Origin of the sequence: Lichenihabitans sp. Uapishka_5, from assembly GCF_033947565.1 — a bacterium.
In the GTDB taxonomy this organism is placed as follows: Bacteria; Pseudomonadota; Alphaproteobacteria; order Rhizobiales; family Beijerinckiaceae; genus Lichenihabitans.
In genome coordinates this window covers 60,302-83,358 of record NZ_JARPVX010000011.1, presented here as the reverse complement: position 1 = coordinate 83,358, position 23,057 = coordinate 60,302, and the positions used below count along the sequence as shown (strand labels likewise).

The window sequence follows — 23,057 nt, the reverse complement described above, 5'->3', positions numbered from 1 at the left end:
TCGCATGCTCAACGCCACCCTGTTACGTGACCCCTCGCCGACGATGGAGACCACGGAGGCGGCCGTATCGGCCGCCATCGCGGACCTCGGCGCCGGCCAGGCCGATCGGGCGATCTCGCGCCTCAGTGGTTTCGCGCCGGCACCTCAGCTCGGCGCGGGCCTGCAAAGCCTGATCGGCCGCGTTCTGGTCAATGCCGGCGCTTATCGCCGAGCCCTGCCCTGGTTCGATGCCGCGCTGGCCGACGACCCGCGCCAGATGGACGGGTTGGCCGGCCGCGCCGAAGCCCACCTCGGGCTCGATGAAACCGAAGCCGCCATTGCGGCCTTCGAGGCCGCCTTCGCGACCGGCCTCCGCGACGCGTCCGCATACTTCGACTACGGCATGCTGATGCTGCGGATCGACAACAAGCCGATGGCCTTGACGGCCCTCGACCGCGCCCTGACGCTTCGCCCCGCCTACCCCGCCGCGCTGCGGGCCGCCGGTCGCCTGCTTGACGGCGACAACAATCCCGAAGGGGCGCTGCACCTGTTTCGGCTCGCGATCCAACATGGACCGCAAGATCTCGACGCCGTTCTGGATTGCGCGGCCCTGCTGCGCCGGCAGGAGCGCCTCCTCGAGGCGATGGCGATATACGACGACGCGGTGCCGCGCCTCAGCCGGGACGCCTTGCTGTGGAACAACCGCGGCATCCTGCTGCACGATCTCGGCCGCATGGACGAGGCCCTGGTCAGCCTCGACGGGGCGCTGGCGCTCGACGCCACCCTGGCCCAGGCGCACCTCAACCGCGGCATGGTGCTGGTGCGCCTCGAGCGTCAGCTCGAAGCCATTCAGGCCTTCGGCCGCGCGCTCGCGCTACAGCCCGCCTATCCGGAAGCCTTCTCGAGCCGCGGCCTGGCGTTGAAGATGCTCGGTCGTTTCGACGCAGCCCGGGCCGACTTCGACGCCGCGCTGGCGATCGATCCCGGCTTCATCTACGCGCTGGCGAACCGCGGCGAACTCGACCTGCTGCTCGGCGACCTGCCGAAGGGCTGGGCCGAATACGAATACCGGTTCTTCACCGAACGGCAGGAAAAGCCCGCCTTGAAGCGGCCGACGCCCGAATGGCGCGGCCCCACGCATGCGGTGCGCCGTCTCGCGGTCTTCGCCGACCAGGGTAGCGGCGACAGCTTGCAGTTTTCGCGATTCCTCCCGGCCGTCGCGGCCCTGGTGCCGGAGGTGACGCTGATCTGCCTGCCGCGCCTGCATCGCGCCTTGCGGGACGTGACCCTCGGCCTCACGGTGGTGGACGCGGTGGCCGAGGATGCCAGCTTCGACGCGCAGATCACCTTGTCGAGCCTGCCCACGGTGTTCGGGGTGGATGCCGCGCAGTTGGCCCGGTCGAAGCCCTATCTGTCGGCCGAGGCGGCCTTGGTGAACCACTGGGCCGCACGGATCGGCACGGACGGGTTCCGGGTCGGGCTCTGCTGGCGCGGCAGCCAGAACTGGCAATGCGATCCCGGTCGCTCGGTGCCGTTCGTAGCGCTGGCGCCGCTCGCGAGCGTGCCGGGCGTGCGGTTCTTCTCGCTTCAGATGCCCGACAATGCCGAACGCGCCGGGGAAGCCCGCGGCCTCGTCGTGGAGGATCTGAGCGGGGAGCTGGACCGCGGCGCCGATGCCTTCATCGACACCGCAGCCGTGATGGCCAACCTCGACCTCGTCATCACCTGCGACACCTCGATCGTCCATCTGGCAGGCGCCCTCGGGTGCCCCGTCTGGGTGCTGCTGCAGAAAGTGCCGGAATGGCGCTGGCTGCTGGAGCGCTCCGACTCGCCCTGGTATCCGGGCGCGCGGCTGTTCCGGCAAACCCGGCGCGGCGAATGGGACGCACCGGTCGCGGCGCTCACGGCAGCGCTATGCGCCGCGGTGGCGGCCTAACGAGCAGCAGCAGCGCAAGGCCGAACGCGACCGTCAACACCACGCTCGACTGCAGCACCACGGCGGGCCAACCGCCATGTCCCCAGGCGAAGCCTCCGGCCGAGCCGATCAGGCTCGACCCCGTGTAATAGCTGAACAGATAAAGCGACGAGGCCTGCGCCTTGGCCTGCCGGGCCTGGACCCCCACCCAGCTCGACGCGACCGAATGGGCTCCATAGAACGCGAAGGTGAGCAGCGTCACGCCGCCCAGCACGACAGCCAGGCCGGTCGCAAGCGTCATCAGCATGCCCGCGAAGACGAGCGCCACCAGCACCCAGAACACGCGGTGGCGTCCGATCCGGGCCGCGAAGTCACCGATCCAGGCGGCGCTGACGATCCCCACGAGCCCGATGCCGAAGATCAGGGCCACCACGGTCTGGCTGAACCCATAGGGTGGCGCCATCAACCGGAACCCGATGTAGTTATAGGTCGACACGAATACGCCGAGCAGCAAGAAGCCTTCGGCGAACAAGGTCAGTTGCACGGGGTCGCGCAGGTTGGCCCAGAACCCGTTGAGAAGCGTCGCCGGGGACAAGGGTCGCCGGGTGAAATGGCGCGAGGCCGGCAGGGTCATCACGAAAATCACGCTCGAGGCCAGCGCCAGCACGCCCACGGTCAACAGTCCTGTGCGCCAGCTGACGACGTCGGTCATGAAGCCGACGATGAAGCGACCGCCCAGTGCGCCGAGGCCGGTGCCCCCGATATAAAGCCCCATCGCAAGGCCGACCGAACGGACGTCCACCTCCTCGCCCACATAGGCCATGGCGGTGGCCGGCAGGCCGCTGAAGGCGACGCCCGCGAGCGCCCGCAACCACAAAAAGCTGTGCCAGGAGGGCGCGAAACTCGAGGCGATCATCAACATCGAGGAGGCGAACAACGACGCCACCATGACGGGCTTGCGGCCGAAGGTTTCGGATAGGGCGCTCGCCACCAGCATGCAGATCGCCAGGCTCTGGGTCGTCAACGACAGCGCCAGGCTCGACTCGGCGGCGCCGATGCCGAACTCCTGCGCGAAGACCGGCAGGATCGGCTGCACGCAATAGATCAAGGCGAATGTCGTGAAGCCGGCCGCGAAAAGCGCCACATTGGCCAACCGGAACTCCCGCGTGCCGCGCTCGATGAAACGCTCCACGTCGGCCAGCGACGCCAAGGCGGCAGCCTCGATGCCGGTGATCGTTGCATCGGGCGTAGGTCGGTCGGTCATCCGCGTCCTTCGTGTCTGAACCCTCGACCCCGTTCATCGCCGACGGCTCTTGCGTCGCGCAAGCGCCTCACGGCACATTGGTGCCCTGCTTCCCACGAGGAACCGGATGGGCCCGCCCGACCAGCAAGCCACTATCGCGTTGCAGCGCTTCGGGCTCGGGCCGAGGCCGGGAAGCCGCGACGCCATCACGGACGGACGGGCGGCGTTGCATGCCGAGTTGGCCCATGCCGATGCGGCGCTGATCTATGCCGACACGGGCGAGATGCTCGGGCTCGAGGGCACGGCGGGCGCCACCCGCAGCGTTTATGCCGCTTCCGAAGCCCGCCGCACCCTGGACGGAGCGGCCCTGTCGAGCGCCGCCGCGACGACCGCTCCGGCCGGGCGCAGCGAGGCCGCCGTCGAGGCATCGCAGGCCCGTTTGGCGAGCCTGAAGATTCTCGGCAACGCGGCCGAGCGCCTGTACCGGGCCGAGGCGCTGGCGCGCTTCCGCCGCGCCGCAACGGCGCCGATCGGCTTTGCGGAGCGGCTCGTCGCCTTCTGGTCGAACCATTTCTGCGTCTCGGTCGCCAAGGGCGAGATCGCACGCGCCACGGCCGGCAGCTTCGAGCGCGAGGCGATCCGCCCGTTTGTGCTCGGGCGCTTTGCCGACATGCTGATCGCGGTCGAGCGCCATCCCGCCATGGTGGTCTTCCTGGACAACGCGACCTCCACCGGGCCGGAGGCGCGTGCCGGCCGCAACGGAGCCAAGGGGCTGAACGAAAACCTCGGCCGCGAGATCCTGGAGCTGCATACGCTCGGGGTCGATGGCCGCTACAGCCAGGCCGACGTCACCGCCTTTGCCCGCGTGCTGACGGGCTGGACCGTGGCGGGACGCGACGGCCGGCGTGGCGAGCCCGGAACCTTTGCCTTCGACAGCGCCATGCACCAGCCCGGCCCGGCCACGGTTCTGGACCGCGGTTACCCACCCGGCGGCTATGGCCAGGGCGAGGCGGTGCTGAACGACCTCGCGGCCCACCCGGCAACGGCGCGGCACCTTGCGACGAAGCTGGTGCGCCACTTCATCGCCGATCCGCCGCCTCCGGGCGCCGTCGCCCGTTTGGCGAGTGTGTTCACGGCGCACGACGGCGACCTAAAGGCCGTCAGCCTGGCGCTGATCGACCTGCCGGACGCCTGGTCGCTGCCCCTCACCGGCCTGCGCGACCCGTTCGGATTTCTGATCGCCGCCTATCGGCTACTCGACCTGTCGATCGCCGATCCCGGCGCCCTGCTGGGCGGGCTGCGCACGCTCGGCATGCCGCTCTGGGAGCCGCCCGGCCCAAATGGGTTTCCGGACGGCGTGGCCGCCTGGGGCTCGCCCGAAGGCCTCAAACTGCGGCTCGACGCCAGTGCCCAGCTGGCGCTGCGAGCCAGCATGGCAGGTGACCCGACGGCCTTGCTGGACGCCGCCTTCGGATCCACCGCCTCGGTCGAAACCCGGGCCGCCGTGCTTCGGGCGGAATCGCGCCAGCAGGCCGTGGCATTGTTGTTGATGTCGCCGGAATTCCAACGGAGCTGAGGTTCATGTCCTTATGCGCCCTGCCCTCCCCCGCTCGCCGGGCCCTGCTGGCGACGGCGGGCGGCTGCTTCGCCTGGGCGTTCCTGCCGCGCTGGGCCCTGGCCGCGGGCGGGCGCGACATGCGCTTCGTGACGATCGTGCTGCGCGGCGCGCTCGACGGCCTGTCGGCCGTGGCGCCGGTGGGCGACCCCGATTATGCCGGCCTGCATGGCGCCCTGGCGCTCGGCCGCGACGGCCCCCATGCGGCGCTGCCGCTCGATGGCTTCTTCGGCCTCAACCCGGCCATGCCGGTCTTCGCGTCGCTGTTCGCCCGCCGCGAGGCCGCGGTGGTGCATGCCACCGCGACCGCCTATCGCGACCGCTCGCATTTCGACGGACAGGACGTGCTGGAAAGCGGCCAGCCGGCCCCAGGCTTGACAGCGTCGGGCTGGCTCAACCGCGCCCTGGCGCTGCTGCCGCCGGGCGAACGGGTCGGCCCGACGCGGGGCCTCGCGGTCGGGGCCGTCAGCCCCTTGGTGATGCGCGGTCCGACCGCCGTGCTGGGCTGGGCGCCGCAAGCGATGCCGGCCGCCGGCGACGACCTCGCGGAGCGGTTGCTGGCGCTTTACGCAAGCCGCGACCCTGCGCTCCACGACAGCCTAGCGAGCGGCCTCGCTAGCACCCGGCTTGCCGGCAACGACCGCATGAGCCCGAAAGGCCGCATGGACCGACCCGACGGCATGGTGCAGGCGGCGGCAGGCGCGGCGCGGTTGCTGGCCGCGCCCGACGGACCCCGCATCGCGGCGCTCGCCTTCGACGGCTGGGACACGCATGTGAACGAAGGTGGCGCCACCGGCCGGTTGGCACAGTTGCTCGGCGGCCTCGACGGCGCGATCGCGGCCTTTCGGGACGGGCTCGGGTCCGCCTGGGCCGATACGACCATCGTGGCCGTGACCGAGTTCGGCCGCACGGCCCGCATCAATGGCACGGTCGGCACCGACCATGGCACCGGCACGGTGGCGTTCCTGGCCGGCGGCGCCGTGAAGGGCGGCCGCGTCCTGGCCGACTGGCCCGGGCTACGGCCGGCCCAGCTTTACGAGGGTCGCGACCTCGCCCCCACGACCGACCTTCGCGCCATCCTGAAAGGGGTGCTGGCGACCCAGTGGGGGCTGAGCCCGGTCGCGCTGGCCGCGACGGTGTTTCCGGGATCGGAGGCGATCCAACCAGACGCCCGCCTGTTCACATGATGCCGGGAAGCGGCGCGGCGCCCTCATCCATGAAACGCTCGAAGGCCGCCTTGTGGTCGGGATGCCAGCGCGACAGGGCGGGCCGGTTCTCGATCACATCGCCCATGGCCCAGGCCATGCGCTTTTCATCGGTCGGGCGCTGCACGTCGTTGTCCGGGCACAGGATGTAGAAGTCGTCGCGGGCGAGGCTGTCCAGCATGAAGTCGACGACCTGCTGCGCCGTCCAGGCGGCGGCTGGCTTCTCGGTGGCGTTCGTCAGCCCCGTGAAGGTGAAGCCGGGCACCAGCAGGTGGGCCGTCACCTGGCTGCCGGGCACGTTGCGCAGCGCGTGAGCGGTCTGTTCCGTAAAGGTCTTCACGGCCGATTTCGACACGTTATAGGCGGCATTGCCGGGCGGTGTGGTGATGCCCTGCTTGGAACCCGTGTTGACGATCAGCGCCGGCTCACCCTGTTCGAGCAGCAGCGGCGCAAAGGCCTGCACCCCGTTGATGACGCCCCACAGGTTGACCCCGATCAGCCGTTGCCAGTCCGCATAGGCGTCCCAGGGCTGGCCGACCGGGCTGATGGCCGCATTGTTCATCACGATGGCGACCGAGCCGAGCGCTTTGGCACGGTCGCGCAAAGCCTCGAGCGCCGCGATCTCGGCCACATCGGTCGGCAGCGCCACGACCGCGGCGCCCCCTTGCGCCACGGCGGCCACCTGGGTCCGCGCGGCCTCGAGTGCGGCGCCCGGCAGGTCGGCCAGCACGACGTGCAGGCCCCGAGCCGCCAGCGTGAGGGCCGCCGCAAGCCCGATGCCGCTCGCGGCACCCGTGATGGCCGCCACCCGGCCGGGCGTCAGGGCTGCAATATCGCTCATATGCGTGTTTCCTTGAGCAGGACCGGGCGACCGGTTTCGTCCGAATCCGACAGGCGTCGTTCGGCGATCGAGGCGGCCGAACGCTTCCGCCGCCCCCGCCGGGCCAGGGTGTTGAGCGTCTCGACCCCGGCCGAGAACGCCATCGCGGTGTAGATATAGCCCTTCGGCACATGCACCCCGAGGCCGTCGGCGATCAGCGTCATGCCGATCATCAGCAGGAAGCCGAGCGCCAGCATCACGATGGTGGGGTTGCGCTTGATGAACTCCGCCAAGGGCGTGGCGGCCAGCATCATTAGGCTGACCGCGATGATGACGGCCGCGAACATGATCGGGATATGGTCTGTCATGCCGACCGCCGTGATGATGCTGTCGAGCGAGAACACCAGGTCCAGCACGATGATCTGCACGATGGCGTTGGCGAAGCCGATCTGCCGCGGGCTCCTGCCGGCGGGACCCTCCTGGTCGTCGGGCTCCATATTCTCGTGGATCTCGGACGTGGCCTTGTAGACCAGGAACAAGCCGCCGGCGATCAGGATGAGGTCGCGCCACGACAGCGCGACGCCGTAGGCCCGCAGCACCGGTTCGGTCAGGTGCACGATGATCGCGATGGTGCCGAGCAGCACGAGCCGCAGCACGAGAGCTAGCCCGATGCCGACGCGACGCGCCGTCACCTGATAATGTTCCGGCAGGGAATTGGTCAGGATCGCGACAAAGACGAGGTTGTCGATGCCGAGCACGATCTCCATCACCACCAAGGTGGCGAGCGCGACCCAAGCGGAAGGGTCTTGGAGCAGGATGAGAATGTCGGTCATGGCCGGCCTGGGGTCGCCGGATGCCGCGGCATCCGGATCAAGCGCCGCGTCGGCGCGCTTGTGACGAAGGGTCCGACATCACGACAGACGTCTCGGTCGCCAGAGGGGCCCGGACCAGGGCTTGAGAATGAAACAACGCCGGGCCCAAAGCAAGGCCCAGCGCCAGGGTCCCCGGTTCAGTTCTCGGTCTGGGGGGCCACGGGAGCCGGAGCCGGCGTCGCGATCGGAGCCGGATGCCCCTTCGATTTCGCGCCGATGGAGGCGACCGTGGCCGGCAGCGGCAAGTCGGCCACCCTGGTCCAATGTTGCGACATGCACAGGATGCTCAGCAGGCAGCCCTTGACGTTGAGCTCCGCCTGCTTCTCGGAATGCACCTTCACGGTGTACATTTTGCCGTTTTCGGCATTGTAGATCTGCCCGACATACAGGTCGTCATCGGGGGTCAGGTCCTTGATCAACTCCATGCCGAGCGCCGGACGGCTGCGCTTGGCGGGATCGGGATTCTGCAGGTCCTTCTTGGGCTGCCCCTTGTCGTCAAGCGGCTCCTTCAGCCACACCACCGTGCCGCACAGGTTCTTGTGGTCAGTGCCGCACTTCTCCATCTTGATCTTGGCGCGACCATCCTCGACCAGCCAGGTCCCGGTGGGATCCAGGCTCGCCTCGGCCGCGAAGGCCGCAGGCGCCAGGGTGGCGGCACCCAGAACGGCGGCGGCAAGAAATCCTTTCACGCGAAGCTCCATCTTCCCTGCGCCCCCAATGCCACAGCTGGCGCCATTCGGGACGGCTTGCGCCAAAATAGCTTGATCGTTGCGCATTTGCACGCGCTTAGATCGGCCGACCTGGGCAGCAATAGGGCATCGGGCGGCAGGGCTCGCATGCGGCCCAGCGTCTCGGCGCAGGGCCCGATTTGCGTCCCGGCCGGGGCCTCGCTATCTCCACCGCAGATCCCCGCGAGACCCTCATGGCCATCCGCCCCATCATCACGCTACCCGATCCCAAGCTCCGCCTTGTTTCCGAGCCGATCGCGCAGGTCGACGACGCCATCCGTGCCCTGCTGGATGACATGATGGAGACCATGTACGACGCGCCCGGCATCGGCCTCGCGGCCATCCAGCTGGGGCTGCCGCAACGCCTCGTGGTGCTGGATGTCGCCCGGCAGGACGAGCCGAAGCAGCCGTTGTTCCTGGTCAACCCCGAGATCGTCTGGTCGTCGGAAGTGCGCTCGGTCTACGAGGAAGGCTGCCTATCGATCCCCGATTATTACGAAGAGGTCGAACGGCCACAGTCGGTGCGGGTGCGCTTTCTCGACCGCGACGGCCAAAGCTGCGAGATGCCTGCCGACGCCCTGCTGTCGACGGCCGTGCAGCACGAAATCGACCATCTCAACGGCGTGTTGTTCGTCGACCATATTTCGCGCCTCAAGCGCGACCGGGTGATCCGCAAATTCGCCAAGGCGGCCAAGAAGGCGGCCGAAGACGGCCGCCCTTTTAACCCGCGCGAAGGCGAGCGGCCCGCGCCGCCCGACCGCCAGGCTCCCCAGCCTGCCACGACGCCCTGAGCCCGATGCGCCTCGTCTTCATGGGCACGCCCGATTTCGCCGTGCCGACCTTGGTCGAGCTGGTGGCCCAGGGCCATGACATCGCGGCCGTCTACACCCGGGCTCCGGCGCCTGGGGGGCGCGGCATGGCGTTGCGCCCGTCGCCCGTGCAGGCCATGGCCGACAAGCTCGGGCTCCCGGTCGAGGTGCCGCGCAGCCTCAAGGGCGACGACGAGGCCGAGCGGTTTCGCCAGTATGGCCCGGAAGCCGCGGTGGTCGTGGCCTTCGGCCTGCTGCTGCCGGAATCGATCCTGTCCGTGCCGCCGCTGGGCTGCCTCAACCTGCATGGCTCCCTGCTTCCGCGCTGGCGGGGCGCCGCGCCGATGCAGCGCGCCATCATGGCGGGCGATGCCGAAACCGGCGTCGAGGTGATGCAGATGGAGCGCGGGCTCGACACCGGTTCGGTGGCGATGACGGAGCGCATTGCCATCACCCCCAACATGACGGCCGGCGATCTGCACGACCGGCTGGCGCCCCTCGGGGCCGATCTGATGGGGCGCGCCGTCGCGGCTCTGGCGCGGGGCACGCTGGTGTTCACGGCGCAGTCAGCCGACGGCGTCACCTACGCGGCCAAGATCGACAAGACCGAGGCGCGGGTCGACTGGTCGGGGGCGAACAAAAGCGTCCATGACCACATCCGCGGTCTGACGCCCTTCCCGGGCGCCTTCTGCGATGTCGATCTCGGGCGCGGGACGGAGCGCTTGCGCCTCAGCGACACCCAACCGACCGCTGGCGATGGCGTGGCTGGAACCGTACTGCAGGCGGGCCCCGAAGCCCTGCTGGTGGCCTGCGGCGACGGCGCCCTCGCGGTGCGCCGCCTGCAGCGCGCCGGCAAGCCCGCCATGGGGGTAGCCGAGTTCCTACGCGGCACGCCGATCATGCCGGGCCTGCGGCTGGCCGCCGAGGCGTGAGCCGATGCCGCGCTACAAACTGACGGTCGAATATGACGGGTCCCCCTTCGTGGGGTGGCAGCGCCAGGCCAACGGCCTTGCGGTGCAGCAGGCCATCGAGGAGGCGGCGGCACCGCTCGGCGGCGCCCGCAACGGCCTGCGCGGTGCCGGCCGCACCGATGCGGGCGTGCATGCGACCGGCCAGGTGGCGCATCTCGACCTGCCCAAGCCCTACCGCCCCGACAGCGTCCGCGACGCTCTGAACGCCCGTTTGGCGTCGCATCCGATTGCCATCGTCACCACAGAGGCGGTGGCGGACGATTTCGATGCCCGCTTTTCGGCGACGCGCCGGCATTATTGCTACCGGATCTGCAACCGGCGGGCGCCGGCGGCTCTCGATGCGAACCGGGTCTGGCTGGTGAAGCGGCCGCTCGACGCTCCAGCCATGCACGCGGCCGCGCAGCACCTGCTGGGGCGGCACGACTTCTCCACCTTCCGGGACAGCGACTGCCAGGCCGCAAGCCCGGTCCGCACCCTCGACCGCTGCGACGTCACGCAGGATGACGACGCCATCACGGTGCGAGTGTCGGCGCAATCCTTCCTGCACCGGCAGGTGCGCTCGATGGTGGGGTCGCTCGAACATGTCGGGGCCGGCCGCTGGAGCGCGGCCGATCTGCGAGCCGCGCTCGATGCGGCCGACCGAAGCCGGTGCGGCCAGGTAGCGCCGGCGGCCGGACTTTATCTGGTGTCCGTCGACTATTGAGTTTTCAGGCGAGGCCGGCCTCGACCTCGGGCCGCGTCGGCGGGTTGGCGCCCTTGCGGGTGCAGGTGATGGCCGCCGCCGCCGTGGCGAAGCGTAGCCAGGCCCCGACCCGCACCTCGGTAAGGGCCGTCGAACCGAGATTGGCGCGGGGCCCAAGCCCGCCGTCGCGATGCATGGCACCCAGAAGCGCCGCCATGAAGCTGTCCCCAGCTCCCACCGTGTCGGCGACCGTGATGGTCGGCGCCTTCACCTCCACCTGCCGACCGTCGAAGAACGCCGTCGAACCGGCGCCGCCCCGGGTCAACACCACGAGGCGCGGCCCCCACTGCACCCAGGCGGAGGCCGACGCATGCGGGTCACGCTCCGGATACAGCCAGTCCATGTCCTCGTCGCTGGCCTTGACGATCGTCGACAAGCGCACGCGCTCTTCTACAAGGGCGCGCGTCCGGTCGACGGGTGGCACCACGAAGGGGCGGATGTTGGGATCGAAGCTGGTGGTGCCGTGGCCGGCCGCCCCGCGCAGGCTGACGAGCGCCGCTTCACCCAAGGCGCCATCGACGGCCGCGAAAGAGCCGATGTGCAGGTGGGCCACCCCATCGGGCCATTGGGCCGGCAGCGGCGACGGCCCGTCATAAGCGGTGGAGCCGAGGTAAAAGGCATAGCGGGCGCCGGTCGCGGCCGTGCCGCGCGTCACGAAGGCGAGCGGCGAGGGCTGCGGCGCACGAGCCACGAAGCTGAGGTCGACCGCGTCGGCCGCGAGGCGCTCCACCAATAATTCGCCCATCGCATCGGTCGAGATGCGGCCCGCGAAGCCGGTCGGCACGCCAAGGCGCCCGAGCCCGATGGCGGTGTTGAAGGGCGAACCGCCCAGCACCGCCTCGAAGGTCGTGGCCTCGACCGGGATCAGGTCGACGAGCGATTCCCCTGTGACCAGGATCAGACCTTCGGATGCGGGCATGGCGTTTCCTTTGCGGCTCTCAGGGGCCGGCTTGGCGGCATGTGGCTTAGGGCAGCATACCGGCGCGGCGCCGCCCGTCCAGCTTAGGGCGGCGCTTGTCCCCGGCCGCGACGCCCTGATCGAAGCGCTAAAGCACGCCGCGACGCGCCAGATGGCGCATCAGGTGGCTCGCGCCAAAGGTCCAGGGGGCACAATCGGAGGTCGAGCGCATCCGGTTGACCAAACGCCCAAGTTCCGGCGCCGCGATCGTCACCACGTCGCCGATCTTGTGGGTGAAGCCCTTGCCGGGCGCGTCCCGGTCTTCGATCGGCGCGAACAATGTGCCGAGGAACAACACCGCACCGTCCGGGTAGCCATGGTGCGGGCCGATCATCTGGGCCACGAGATCGGCCGGATCGCGGCTGATCTTCGCGATCGAGCTCGATCCTTCCAGACGGTAGCCCTCCGGGCCGTCGACCGTCAGCGTCACGTGCATGGCGCGGACGTGGTCGAGGTCGAAGCTCGCATCGAAGAACCGCAGGAACGGCCCGAGGGCGCAGCTCGCGTTATTGTCCTTGGCCTTGCCGAGCAACAGGGCCGAGCGGCCTTCGACATCGCGCAGGTTGACGTCGTTGCCGAGCGTCGCGCCCACTATGGCGCCCGTCGAGGCGACAGCCAGCACCACCTCGGGTTCGGGGTTATTCCACGAGGACGCGGGATGGATGCCGGCGTCGGCGCCGGTTCCGACGGCCGCCATGGCGGGTGCCTTGGTAAAAATCTCGGCATCCGGGCCGATGCCGACTTCGAGATATTGCGACCAGGCACCCTGCGCGAGCAGCATCGCCTTCAGCCGCATGGCCTCGTCGGAGCCGGGCTTCAGCTTGGAGAAGTCGTCGCCCACCATAGCGGTAATTTCGGCCCGCAGGGTCACGGCCGCGGCGGCGTCGCCACGGGCCCGCTCCTCGATCACACGCTCCAGCATCGACACCGCGAAAGTGACCCCGGCCGCCTTGATGGCCTGCAGGTCGATCGGGGCTAGAAGGAAGGGCCGGCCCGGGTCGCGGCCCGCTTCGGGCGTGTTGGCCAGGATCGCGGCGAGTTCGCCGAGGTTCTCCCCCGGCGCCGCCTTCAAGACAGCGGCGGGGTCGGCGGCCTCGCAGAGGTCCCGCATCGTCGGAAAGCTCGGCGTGACATCGATGACGCCCTCGGACCGGATCGCCACCACGGCGGGACCGCCGAGATCCGGACGCCACAGGCGCCCCGCCAAAGCCCCAGTGGTTCCATCCGTCGGCAGGCTGTCGGCCACCAATGAGGCAAGCGGGTCGGACATCGGTTCGGCTCCAAGATCGGTCGGATCGCCTTGTCGCATGGTTCGATTGACGGGCGCCAGAGCCGAGCCTACACACTGGCATGCTAGTTGAATGCATCCCGTCATGCGTGACACCGGCGTGAGCCCGGCTCTCGCCTTGACGGCCGCGAGCGCACCCGGGCTCGACGCGCGCCGCCCTTCCAAGGCTGACCAGGTTTATGCTTCGGTCAAGGAGGCGATCCTGTCGGGCCTGCTGCCACCGGGATCGGCCATCGATAAGGCGGCCTTATGCGACCAGTTGGGGATGTCGCGCTTCCCCGTCGGCATCGCGGTCGGCCGCCTCGCATTTGAGAAGCTGGTGGTGGTCGAGCCGCAGCATGGGTCCTTCGTATCGCGCATTTCGCTCGGCGACGTGCGCGAGTTCATGCTGATCCGCCGCGCCCTCGAGGGCGACCTCGCGGCCGAAGCTGCCAAGGCTAGGCTGCCGGGGCTCGACATGGAGTTGGCCCGCTCGCTCCGCTACCAGGCGACGGCGGTCGAGGCGGCCGATCACGCTGGCTTCTATCGGCTCGATGTCGGCTTTCACCGCCTTATCGTGCAGGCGCTCGGGCTCACGCACGCGGCCGACATGCTGGAGCGGCTGTTGTCACATCTCGAGCGGGTGCGGCGGCTGCTCACCACGCCGCCCGGCCATGCGGGCCGCACCCTTGAGGACCACCGCGCCATCGCGGATGCCATCGCGGCCCGCGACCCCGGCATGGCGGCCCTTGCGGCCCGCGCCCACCTCGAACGCACCACCGCGATGTTCGCGAGCTTCGCCCAACAGAACCCCACCCTTTTCGCCGAGGCCGATCATGCTTGACGTCGTCCAATCCCCCGCCCGCACGCTGCGGCTGCAGCCCGCCGACAATGTCGTGGTGGCGGTCGACACCCTGGAACCCGGGCGGCCGAACGCCTCCGGCGTCGCGGCGCAGGCCCGCATTCCAAAGGGCCACAAGATGGCGGTAGCGCCGATCGCAGCGGGCGGCCCCATCCTGAAGTTCGGTCAGATCATCGGCTTCGCCAGCGCCCCGATCGCGCCGGGCGACTGGGTGCACGAGCATAACGTGCTGATGCAGGATTTCTCCCGCGACTATCAGTTCTCGGAGGGCGCCCGGAACGAGGCGGTGCTGCCGGTCGAGCAGCAGGCCACCTTCCAGGGGTTCCGCCGCGCGAGCGGCCGGGCCGGCACCCGCAACTACGTGGCGATCCTGACGTCGGTGAACTGTTCCGCCACCGTGGCCCGCTTCATCGCCCGCGAGGTGGAGAGGCAGGGGCTGCTGCGTGATTATCCCAACATCGACGGCGTCATCGCGCTGGTGCATGGCACCGGCTGCGGCATGGCTGCGAAGGGCATGGGCTTCGAGGCGCTGAAGCGCACCCAGTGGGGCTATGCCAGCAACCCCAACATCGCCGGCGTGCTGCTGGTGGGCCTTGGTTGCGAGGTGTTCCAGATCGGCCGCATGAAGGCCGAATACGGGCTCGTCGAGGGTGACACCTTCCGCACCATGACGATCCAGGAAACCGGCGGCACCCGCCGCACGGTCGAGGCGGGCCTTACGGCGCTCAAAGATATGCTGCCCGCCGCCAATCGCGTGGTTCGCGAAACCATTCCGGCGTCCGAGCTGATGCTGGCGCTGCAATGCGGGGGCTCGGATGGCTATTCGGGCATCACGGCCAATCCGGCCCTCGGGGTCGCGTCCGACATCCTGGTGCGCCACGGCGGCACCACCATCCTGTCCGAAACGCCGGAAATCTATGGCGCCGAACATCTGCTGACCCGGCGGGCCGCGACGCGCGACATCGGCGAGAAGCTCGTCGGCATGATCAAGTGGTGGGAAGACTACACGGCCCGCGTCGGCGGCGAGATGAACAACAACCCGTCGCCGGGCAACAAGGCCGGCGGCCTCACCACCATCCTCGAGAAGTCGCTGGGGGCTGCCGCCAAGGGCGGCACCGCGACGCTCAGCGGCGTCTACCATTATGCCGAGCCCGTCACCGCCAAAGGCTTCACCTTCATGGACACCCCCGGCTACGATCCCGTCTCGGCCACCGGGCAGGTAGCGGGCGGCGCCAACATCCTGTGTTTCACCACCGGGCGGGGTTCCGCCTATGGGTGCAAGCCGACGCCTTCGATCAAGCTCGCCACCAATTCCGACACCTTCCGCCGGATGGAAGAAGACATGGACATCAATTGCGGCGACGTGCTCGACGGCGTCAGCCTGGAGGCCAAGGGCCAGGAGATCTTCGACACCATCCTGCGGGTGGCTTCCGGAGCCCCCTCGAAATCCGAGACGCTCGGCTACGGCGATGCCGAATTCGTGCCCTGGCAGATCGGCGCCACCATGTAGGCGGTCAGATCCGCCCGGTGTGCCACTGCGACAATGGCGACCGGGCGGCGCTGGGGGAAAAGGCTTTGGTGCTTAAAACACCTCAGACCTAGCCCAGCCACCAGGGTCCGCCATCACCCGAAAGGGTGATGCGACAGCGATTAACGACCCCGTAGAGCCTTGGTTTGAAAGCGGGCCGGTGCCGGATAGGTCAGCACACCGTTCTCCATCGAGAACCCCTTGCCGGGCACGGCCTTGGCGGCCGGTCCGTCATCCACAGTTTCCCGTTGCGACGCGACGGCGCGACCCCGCGCCGCTCCGCCCGGCGCCCGGGCCACGCCGGACCGGACATGGGGCCGGACGCTCCGGACCCGATGCCGGCTGTGTTCCGCCTGCACGCCATGCGACCGGTCGTGCTGACCAGGCGTGAAGCTCAGGCTTTGCCGGGCGGAGGCGGCCGTCGGCTGGAAAGCCGCGAGACCGGCCCCAAGCAACAGCGCCAAGGCCCGGATGCCAAACTGGCGATCGCGCCTCATGCCCGCTTCTCCCAGCGGCCTTCGTGGCTTTGCTGCCAATAGGTGACGGTGTGGCTGGCGCCCTTCAGGGCCGACCATTGCCGCCGCGCATCCGCCACCGCTTCGTCGTCGCGACCATCGAACATCAGCATGGCGCGGGCATAGTCCTGCCGCTCCAGCGCCGGCTGCGCGACGGCACGATCGATGAAGATGCGCAGCGCCGCCCCATTGGGGTTCTCGTCATCGTCGGTCAGCAGCACCGGTTGCAGGGCGGCATTGCCGTCCCCCTTGACGGCATGCGGCAGGAAGCTCGCCTCGTCGAAGGTCCAGAGCAGGCTGTCGAGCACCTGCAGCCGCTCGGGCGCCGTGCCTTGCACGGCGACCCGCCAGCCCCGGTCGAGCGACCGGCGCAGCAGCACCGGCAGCACGGCATCGAGCCCCTGCGTTTCGAGATGATAAAACCACACCTCGGTCACGGCCGGGGCTCAGGCCTCGTAATGGTCCGCCACGAAGCGGTCGAGCAGCCGCACGCCCCAGCCCGACCCCCAGCTCTGGTTGATCTCGTCGAGCGGCGAGCCCATGCCGGTGCCGGCGATATCGAGATGGGCCCAGGGCACGTCGTTGACGAAACGCTGCAGGAACTGCGCCGCCGTGATGGAGCCTCCGTGCCGGCCGCCGGTGTTCTTGATGTCGGCGAATTTCGATTCGATGAGCTTGTCGTAGGCGGGCCCGAGCGGCAGCCGCCACACCCGCTCGCCCGTCGCATCGCCCGCCTGGCTGAGCCGGGCGCAGAGATCGTCGTTGTTCGAGAACATGCCGGCATATTCATGCGCCAGCGCCACGATGATGGCGCCCGTCAAGGTCGCAAGATCGATCATCACGGCGGGCTTGTAGGTGGCCTGCACATACCAAAGCAGGTCCGCCAGCACGAGGCGGCCTTCCGCATCGGTGTTGATGATCTCGATGGTGGTGCCGGACATCGCGGTCACGATGTCGCCAGGCCGTTGGGCGTTGCCGTCGGGCATGTTTTCGACGAGGCCGATCGCGCCCACCACATTGGCCTTGGCCTTGCGGCTCGCCAGGGCGTGCATCAAGCCGACCACGCAGGCGGAGCCCGCCATGTCGCCCTTCATGTCCTCCATGCCGGCCGCCGGCTTGATCGAGATGCCGCCGGTATCGAAGGTGACGCCCTTGCCGACGATCGCCACCGGCTGCTGGTCCTGCGCGCCGCCGTTCCAGCGCATGATGACGACGCGGCTTTCGTGGCGCGACCCCTGCCCGACCGCCAGCAGCGCCCGCATGCCGGCCTTCTCAAGAGCTGCCTGATCGAGCACTTCGATCTCGACGCCGAGCGAGGCGAGCTCGGCGGCCCGGCGCGCATATTCGACCGGGAACAGTACGTTCGGCGGCTCGTTGGTCAGGCTTCGCGCCGTGTAGACGCCATCCGCGATGGCCGAAAGGCTGGCGCCCGCGGCAGAGGCGGCCGCACCGTCGGCGGTGGCGATCGTCACCCGCACCGGCGCGTCATCCTCCTTCTCGGTCTTCTTGGACTTGTAACGGTCGAACCGGTAGGCGCGGAGCTTGAGGCCGAGCGCGAAGGAGGCGGCTGCGGCCGCGTCGGCCCCCGTCGGATCGAACACCACCAGGGCCTCGGTGCCGGCCTTCAGCTTGCCCATCACGAGGCCACCGAGCGTCACCCAGTCGTGCGGCCGCGCCGATGCCTCCTCGTCGATCCCCACCACGAGAAGCCGATCCGCCTGCATGCCGGCAGGGGCGATCAGGTCGAGGACGGTTTTCGGCTTGGCCTTGAACTGCGCCACCCCGGCCGCCCGTGCCACCAGGGCCGCGGCACCGTCGAAGGCCGTCGCGGCGGCGCCCCGCAAGGCCAGGGCCTTGCCGACGAAACACACCACCGTGCCGCCCCGGGCGGCCGCGAGGCTCGCGGGCTCGAGCGACGTGAAGGCAATCTCGACCAAATCGGACATTCTCGACCATCCTTAGCGGCTTTCGCCAAGGGTAGCCTGTGCACCCACGGCCCGTCCAATGGCAAGCGCCGGCTGCGGCCGAGCGGATGGACGCAAGACGATTAGCCTGCCCCTAAAATGCCGTGACGTCTGACTAGGAGCCGATCGGGACCGGCGCGCAATCACGTCCCAAGCGCGAGAAGCACGGGTGCGAAGCACGATGCACGGGGCTAAGTCATGGGTTATGCTGCACCGCACGATGGACGCCGGGACTAACCGGTCGTCGCGGACGATCCGACACCCATGAAGCTCGTTCAAGCCTATGTGTTCCGCACCACGCTGTGGGCCTTCTTGTCGGCGCTCGGCGTGCTGACCTTTATGATCTGGATCACCCAGGCGCTGCGCGAATTCGACCTGTTGACCACCAAGGGTCAGTCGCTGCTCACCTTTCTGGCCGTCACCGGCCTCGGCGTACCGTCTCTGGTGATGATCATCGCGCCGATCGCCTTGTTCATCGCGATCCTCTACAGCCTGAACAAGCTGAACAGCGACAGCGAGCTGATCGTGATGAGCGCCTCGGGCCTGTCGCCGGCCCGTTTGATGCGGCCCTTCGCGACCTTGACGCTGTTGGCGGCCCTGACGGTCGCGGCCATGTCGCTCTTCGTCATGCCGTGGAGCTTCCACGCCCTCCGGGATCTCATCACCGAGGTCCGCTCGGACTTTTTGACCCGCGTGGTGCGGGCCGGCACCTTCACGACGCTCGACCAGGGATTCGTGTTTCACTACCGGGAGCGCGGACCAAGCGGCGAGCTGCTGGGCGTCTTCATGCAGGACCGCCGCGACCCCGACAAGGTAACGAGCTACCTGGCCGAGCGGGGGCAGACCGTCAACACGGACGACGCGAGCTTCCTTGTGCTCGAAAAGGGCAGCGTGCAGCGTCAACAAGCCAACAGTCGTGACGCCGCGCTGGTGGCCTTCGACCGTTACGCCGTCGACCTCGCCCAGTTTGGCGGCGATGCGGGCAACATCCCTTACAAGCCGCGCGAGCGCAGCACCGCGGAACTGCTGCACCTCGACCGCAACGCCCCCGACGTGAAAGCCCAATACGGCAAATTCCGGGCCGAACTGCACGACCGTTTCGTCAACCCGCTTTATGCCGTCGCGTTCGGGCTTGTGGCCTTTGCGGCGCTCGGGCAGGCCCGGACCACCCGGCAAGGACGAAGCTCGGCCATCATGACCGCCATCATGGTGGTGATGGCCGTGCGGATATGCGGTTTCGCGGCCTCGAACGTCGCCGCCAGGACGCCCGCGGGCGTCGGCTTTGTTTACGCGGTGCCGCTGCTCACCATCCTGGGCACGCTGTTCATGCTGTTCGGGCCACGCATCAGCCTACCCCGGCTGACCGTGATGCCGAGCGTCCGGCAGAAACACGCCTGAGCATGGTCGGCTTCACCCTCGCGCGATACCTGTCGACCCGCTTCCTCAGCACCGTGATGGGCGTCTTCGGGACGATGTTCGCCCTGATCTATCTTATCGACTTCGTGGAGCTGTTCCGGCGCTCGGGCGACACCAAGGGGGCGACCGCACAGCTCGTGGCGCTGTTGTCGCTGCTGCGCGTGCCCGCGGTGGCCGAACAGATGCTGCCCTTCGCGGTGTTGTTCGGCGCCATGTTCGCGTTCCTTAACCTGACGCGCAAACTCGAGCTGATCGTCGCCCGGGCCGCGGGCGTGTCGGTGTGGCAGTTCCTGCTGCCGCCTGTCGCGGTGGCGCTCGCGCTCGGCCTGTTCGCCGTGACGGTCTACAATCCGATGTCCGCCATCTTCAAGCAGCGGGCCGATCGGCTTGAAGTCAAGCTGTTCGGCCAGAAGGGCGGCACCGGCGACGCCGACCTGTGGATCCGGCAGAAGAGCCTCGACGGCCAGGCGATCTTGCGTGCCACCCGGGCCAGCGACGGGGGAATCAATCTGTCGGGCGTCACGGCCTTCGTGTTCGAGCCCGACGGATCCTTCATGGAACGCATCGAGTCGGATCATGTGGCGTTGCATCCGGGATACTGGTCGATGGAAAACGCACGCGTCCTGGCGCCCGACACGGCGCCGGTGGACGACCACACCTACCTGCTGGCCAGCAATCTGACGCCCGAACAGGTGACCCAATCCTTCGTCCCGCCCGAAAGCGTGCCGTTCTGGGAGCTGCCCGAAGTGCGGGACCGAACCGAACGCGCCGGGTTGGATGCCACCGCCTATGCGCTGCAATATCAGAAGCTTCTGGCCCGGCCGCTGTTGTTCGTCGCCATGGTTCTCGTGGCGGCTTCGTTTTCCTTAAGGTTTTTCCGGTTTGGTGGCGTGGCCCGCATGGTGGCGGGCGGCGTGGCATCGGGCTTCGTGCTTTATGTCGCAACCAAACTGGTTGGGGATCTCGGCGGTGCCGGCCTCCTCAGCACGCAGGTCGCCGCTTGGTCTCCGGCCATTGTCGGGAGTATGTTGGGATCGCTGGTGCTGTTGTACCAGGAAGATGGTTGATGCGGGACGCTGCCTAAGTGCGAATGGAAGTGAAGTCGCGTATCGCCATGTTCGGACAGGTCGCCACCGTTCTCCTCGCCACCTTGCTGGCGACGGCGAGCGTAGGCACGGCCCATGCGGCCCAGGTTGCCTCCGCTCCGGCGCAGGCGGGAACCGCCGCGCCGCAAAAGACCGACCGGCTGGTCGTCCAGGCCAATCAGCTCGTCTACAACCGCGACACCAACGTGGTCACGGCCGAAGGCAATGTGCAGCTTTATTACCAGGGCCGCACCCTCGAAGCCGACAAGGTGATCTACAATCGCGCGACCAGCCGCGTTTATGCCGAAGGCAATGCCAAGCTGACCGAAGCCGATGGCTCGGTGACGCATGCCACCCGGTTCGATCTGACGGATGATTTCCGCAGCGGGTTCATCGACAGCCTGAGCACGCTGACGGCCGACAAGACGACGATCACGGCGCCGCGGGCCGAACGCAACGAAGGCGAGACCACCGTGCTCGACAAGAGCACCTATACGGCCTGCGCGCCCTGCAAGGAGCATCCCGAGCGGCCGCCGCTTTGGCAGGTCAAGGCCGTCAAGATCATCCACAAGTCCGACGAGCAGATGATCTACTACGAGGACGCCACCTTCGAATTGGCCGGCGTCCCCCTGGCCTATTTCCCCTACCTGTCCAGCCCCGATCCGAGCGTCACCAAGAAGAGCGGCGTCCTGGCACCGCGCTTCCTGTATAACGAGCGCCTCGGCTTTGGCACCTCGATCCCGTATTTCTGGAATCTCGCGCCCGACTACGACGTGACGCTGACGCCCACGATCCTGACGCGCCAGGGCGTGCTTGGCCAGGCCGAGTTCCGCCAGCGCCTCAGCACCGGCACCTACAACATCCGCGCCACCGGGATCTACCAGCTCGATCCCAGCGCCTTCGCGGCCTCGCCCTATGGGTCAGGGCAGCGCGATCTGCGCGGCTCGATCGAGACCAAGGGGCAGTTCTACATCAACCCCGAGTGGAAATACGGCTGGGACATCGCGGTCTTCTCGGACAAGTACTTTTTCCAGGACTACAAGGTCCGCGACGATACGCTGACGGCGGACTACATCCGCGAGTCGATCTCCACCGTCTACCTGACCGGCAAGGGCGACCGCAGCTTCTTCGATCTGCGCGGCTACTATATCCAGGGCCTGTCGTCGTTCGACTTCGAAAAGCAGCAGCCGCTCGTGCTGCCGACGGTCGATTACAACCGCACCGTCGCGGTCGATCCGGCGCGCTCGCTGGGGATCGGCGGCGAGGTCAATATTGACGCCAACATCACGGCGCTGAGCCGCGATGCCGCTTATTACGAGTCGACCGGCACGCGGCTGCTCGACAAGGCTTATGGGCTCTACGACGTTTGCCCGACCGCCAATCCCGCGAAGCCGAACTTCACCCCCCCGACCTGCCTGCTCCGCGGCATCGGTGGCAGCACCGAGCGGGCCTCAGCGCAGATCACCTGGCAGCGCAAGTTCATCGACCCGATCGGCGAAGTCTGGACGCCCTTCGCCTTCGCGCGCTTCGACGTGGAAGGCTACAACCTCAACACCTCCGACACCTTCTCGTTCACGAACGGGTCCTCGACGTCGGTTATCGCCAACACCAATCAGTCGAATTTCTTCAGTTCAAACAACTCGCTGTTTGCCCGGGCGATGCCGGGCATCGGCCTCGACTGGCGCTACCCTTTCGTGGCGCAGACCGGCAGCGTCACCCATACGCTCGAGCCGATCGCCCAGGTGATCGTGCGGCCCAACGAAACGGACGCCGGGCAGCGGCCTAATGAAGACGCCCAGAGCCTGTTCTTCGACGATACCAACTTGTTCGAGTGGAATAAGTTCTCCGGCTACGATCGGGTCGAGGGTGGCGTGCGGGCCAACGTCGGCGGCCAATATTCAATGACGTTCCAGCAGGGCGGCTATGTGAACGCCTTGTTCGGCGAGTCGGTGCAACTCGCAGGCACCAATTCCTATGGCGTGTCCGACATCTCGCAGGTGTCTTCGCAGTCGGGCCTCGAGACGACCAACTCGGATTATGTCGGCCGCTTCGCCCTCGCGCCGAACTCCAACCTGTCGTTCATCGCCAAGGGGCGCTTCAACCAGCAGGATTTCACACCCGAGACGATCGACCTGATCGGGCGCTTCAGCATCATGGACTTCTCGTCGTCTGTGCAGTTCTCGCGCTACGAGGCGCAACCGCTGGTCGGCTATCCGTTCACCCGCGAAGGCGTGCTGCTGACGGGGCGCTACAACTTCCTCGACCATTATTTCGTCAGCGCCAACACCACGCTGGACCTCAAGCCCTACAAATACAACACAACCACCGGCGCCTACGACACGCCCTTGGGCCGCCCCAAGCTGTCGGTGCTTGGGCTCGGCGTCGGCTATAACGACGAATGCACGACCTTCAGCGTCAATTATTCCCAGAGCTACACCACGGCATCCAACACCGAATATGACGACAAGACTCTCACCTTCACGCTGACGTTGCGGACCCTGGCATCCGCCAGCGGATCGTCGGCCCTCGGCAACAGCGTCGTGGAAGACGGCCACTGAACGTC

Annotated in this window: 20 protein-coding genes; 11 read left to right on the top strand and 9 right to left on the bottom strand. The window is 68.1% G+C overall.

Going from position 1 to position 23,057, the window contains the following annotated elements:
* Positions 1-4 precede the first annotated feature (4 nt).
* Positions 5-1,915 (top strand): tetratricopeptide repeat-containing glycosyltransferase family protein, encoded by a 1,911-nt coding sequence (locus tag P7D22_RS07140; RefSeq protein ID WP_319933532.1) that lies wholly within the window; start codon positions 5-7, stop codon positions 1,913-1,915.
* On the opposite strand, the gene P7D22_RS07135 is transcribed toward P7D22_RS07140, so the two are convergent.
* Positions 1,881-3,158, bottom strand: coding sequence for an MFS transporter (locus P7D22_RS07135; protein ID WP_319933531.1), 1,278 nt, complete (start codon positions 3,156-3,158; stop codon positions 1,881-1,883). The genes P7D22_RS07140 and P7D22_RS07135 overlap by 35 nt on opposite strands.
* 106 nt (positions 3,159-3,264) lie before the next feature.
* Here P7D22_RS07135 and P7D22_RS07130 point away from each other — a divergent pair, with 106 nt between their 5' ends.
* Both P7D22_RS07130 and P7D22_RS07125 read left to right on the top strand, forming a co-directional pair.
* Positions 3,265-4,713 (top strand): DUF1800 domain-containing protein, encoded by a 1,449-nt coding sequence (locus P7D22_RS07130; protein ID WP_319933530.1) that lies wholly within the window; start codon positions 3,265-3,267, stop codon positions 4,711-4,713.
* A 5-nt stretch (positions 4,714-4,718) separates the two neighbouring features.
* Positions 4,719-5,939, top strand: a complete 1,221-nt coding sequence (locus tag P7D22_RS07125) for a DUF1501 domain-containing protein (protein WP_319933529.1) — start codon at positions 4,719-4,721, stop codon at positions 5,937-5,939.
* Here P7D22_RS07125 and P7D22_RS07120 read toward each other — a convergent pair.
* The 3 genes from P7D22_RS07120 to P7D22_RS07110 form a co-directional block, all read right to left on the bottom strand.
* Positions 5,932-6,798, bottom strand: a complete 867-nt coding sequence (locus tag P7D22_RS07120) for an SDR family NAD(P)-dependent oxidoreductase (RefSeq protein ID WP_319933528.1) — start codon at positions 6,796-6,798, stop codon at positions 5,932-5,934. The two genes, P7D22_RS07125 and P7D22_RS07120, sit on opposite strands and share 8 nt — an antisense overlap.
* Positions 6,795-7,610, bottom strand: a complete 816-nt coding sequence (locus P7D22_RS07115) for a TerC family protein (protein WP_319933527.1) — start codon at positions 7,608-7,610, stop codon at positions 6,795-6,797. Before P7D22_RS07115 ends, P7D22_RS07120 begins: the two co-directional genes overlap by 4 nt.
* 176 nt (positions 7,611-7,786) lie before the next feature.
* On the bottom strand, positions 7,787-8,338 hold the full coding sequence (locus P7D22_RS07110; RefSeq protein ID WP_319933526.1) for a DUF2147 domain-containing protein: 552 nt from the start codon (positions 8,336-8,338) through the stop codon (positions 7,787-7,789).
* A gap of 233 nt (positions 8,339-8,571) precedes the next feature.
* Between P7D22_RS07110 and def the strand changes: the two genes are divergently transcribed.
* Genes def through truA form a run of 3 tightly spaced genes read left to right on the top strand, consistent with a single transcriptional unit; the run spans position 8,572 to position 10,860 of the window.
* Complete coding sequence (gene def, locus P7D22_RS07105; RefSeq protein ID WP_319933525.1) at positions 8,572-9,168, top strand: peptide deformylase; 597 nt, start codon at positions 8,572-8,574, stop codon at positions 9,166-9,168.
* 5 nt (positions 9,169-9,173) lie between these two features.
* Entirely contained in the window at positions 9,174-10,118 is a 945-nt protein-coding gene (gene fmt / locus P7D22_RS07100; RefSeq protein WP_319933524.1) for a methionyl-tRNA formyltransferase, read from the top strand.
* Between the two features lie 4 nt (positions 10,119-10,122).
* Positions 10,123-10,860 carry a tRNA pseudouridine(38-40) synthase TruA gene (gene truA, locus P7D22_RS07095; RefSeq protein ID WP_319933523.1) on the top strand — a complete coding sequence of 246 codons (738 nt, stop codon included), beginning with the start codon at positions 10,123-10,125 and terminating at the stop codon, positions 10,858-10,860.
* A gap of 4 nt (positions 10,861-10,864) precedes the next feature.
* Here truA and P7D22_RS07090 read toward each other — a convergent pair whose 3' ends face one another.
* Both P7D22_RS07090 and P7D22_RS07085 read right to left on the bottom strand, forming a co-directional pair.
* Positions 10,865-11,818, bottom strand: coding sequence for a carbohydrate kinase family protein (locus P7D22_RS07090; protein ID WP_319933522.1), 954 nt, complete (start codon positions 11,816-11,818; stop codon positions 10,865-10,867).
* A gap of 127 nt (positions 11,819-11,945) precedes the next feature.
* Positions 11,946-13,127 (bottom strand): fumarylacetoacetate hydrolase family protein, encoded by a 1,182-nt coding sequence (locus P7D22_RS07085; protein ID WP_319933521.1) that lies wholly within the window; start codon positions 13,125-13,127, stop codon positions 11,946-11,948.
* 103 nt (positions 13,128-13,230) lie between these two features.
* Between P7D22_RS07085 and P7D22_RS07080 the strand changes: the two genes are divergently transcribed.
* The gene (locus tag P7D22_RS07080; protein ID WP_319933520.1) at positions 13,231-13,968 is read left to right on the top strand and encodes a GntR family transcriptional regulator; all 738 of its coding nucleotides are present in this window, start codon (positions 13,231-13,233) and stop codon (positions 13,966-13,968) included.
* The gene (locus P7D22_RS07075; RefSeq protein ID WP_319933519.1) at positions 13,961-15,496 is read left to right on the top strand and encodes a UxaA family hydrolase; all 1,536 of its coding nucleotides are present in this window, start codon (positions 13,961-13,963) and stop codon (positions 15,494-15,496) included. The genes P7D22_RS07080 and P7D22_RS07075 overlap by 8 nt, the downstream gene beginning before the upstream one ends.
* A gap of 140 nt (positions 15,497-15,636) precedes the next feature.
* Here P7D22_RS07075 and P7D22_RS07070 read toward each other — a convergent pair whose 3' ends face one another.
* The 3 genes from P7D22_RS07070 to P7D22_RS07060 are packed head-to-tail and all read right to left on the bottom strand — an operon-like array spanning position 15,637 to position 17,975.
* Positions 15,637-16,011 carry a hypothetical protein gene (locus P7D22_RS07070; RefSeq protein WP_319933518.1) on the bottom strand — a complete coding sequence of 125 codons (375 nt, stop codon included), beginning with the start codon at positions 16,009-16,011 and terminating at the stop codon, positions 15,637-15,639.
* Positions 16,008-16,466 (bottom strand): DNA polymerase III subunit chi, encoded by a 459-nt coding sequence (locus P7D22_RS07065; protein ID WP_319933517.1) that lies wholly within the window; start codon positions 16,464-16,466, stop codon positions 16,008-16,010. Before P7D22_RS07065 ends, P7D22_RS07070 begins: the two co-directional genes overlap by 4 nt.
* Before the next feature lie 9 nt (positions 16,467-16,475).
* Positions 16,476-17,975: a leucyl aminopeptidase gene (locus P7D22_RS07060; protein WP_319933516.1), complete on the bottom strand. Its 1,500-nt coding sequence runs from the start codon at positions 17,973-17,975 to the stop codon at positions 16,476-16,478.
* Between the two features lie 282 nt (positions 17,976-18,257).
* On the opposite strand from P7D22_RS07060, the gene lptF reads away from it, so the two are divergent.
* From lptF to P7D22_RS07045, 3 genes are read left to right on the top strand one after another with little or no spacing between them, the layout of a single operon-like run.
* Complete coding sequence (lptF, locus tag P7D22_RS07055; RefSeq protein ID WP_319933515.1) at positions 18,258-19,391, top strand: LPS export ABC transporter permease LptF; 1,134 nt, start codon at positions 18,258-18,260, stop codon at positions 19,389-19,391.
* A gap of 2 nt (positions 19,392-19,393) precedes the next feature.
* Positions 19,394-20,476 carry an LPS export ABC transporter permease LptG gene (gene lptG / locus P7D22_RS07050; RefSeq protein ID WP_319933514.1) on the top strand — a complete coding sequence of 361 codons (1,083 nt, stop codon included), beginning with the start codon at positions 19,394-19,396 and terminating at the stop codon, positions 20,474-20,476.
* Between the two features lie 23 nt (positions 20,477-20,499).
* A complete protein-coding gene (locus P7D22_RS07045; RefSeq protein WP_442916043.1) occupies positions 20,500-23,052 on the top strand; it encodes an LPS-assembly protein LptD in 2,553 nt (850 codons plus the stop codon).
* The last annotated feature ends 5 nt before the right edge of the window (positions 23,053-23,057 follow it).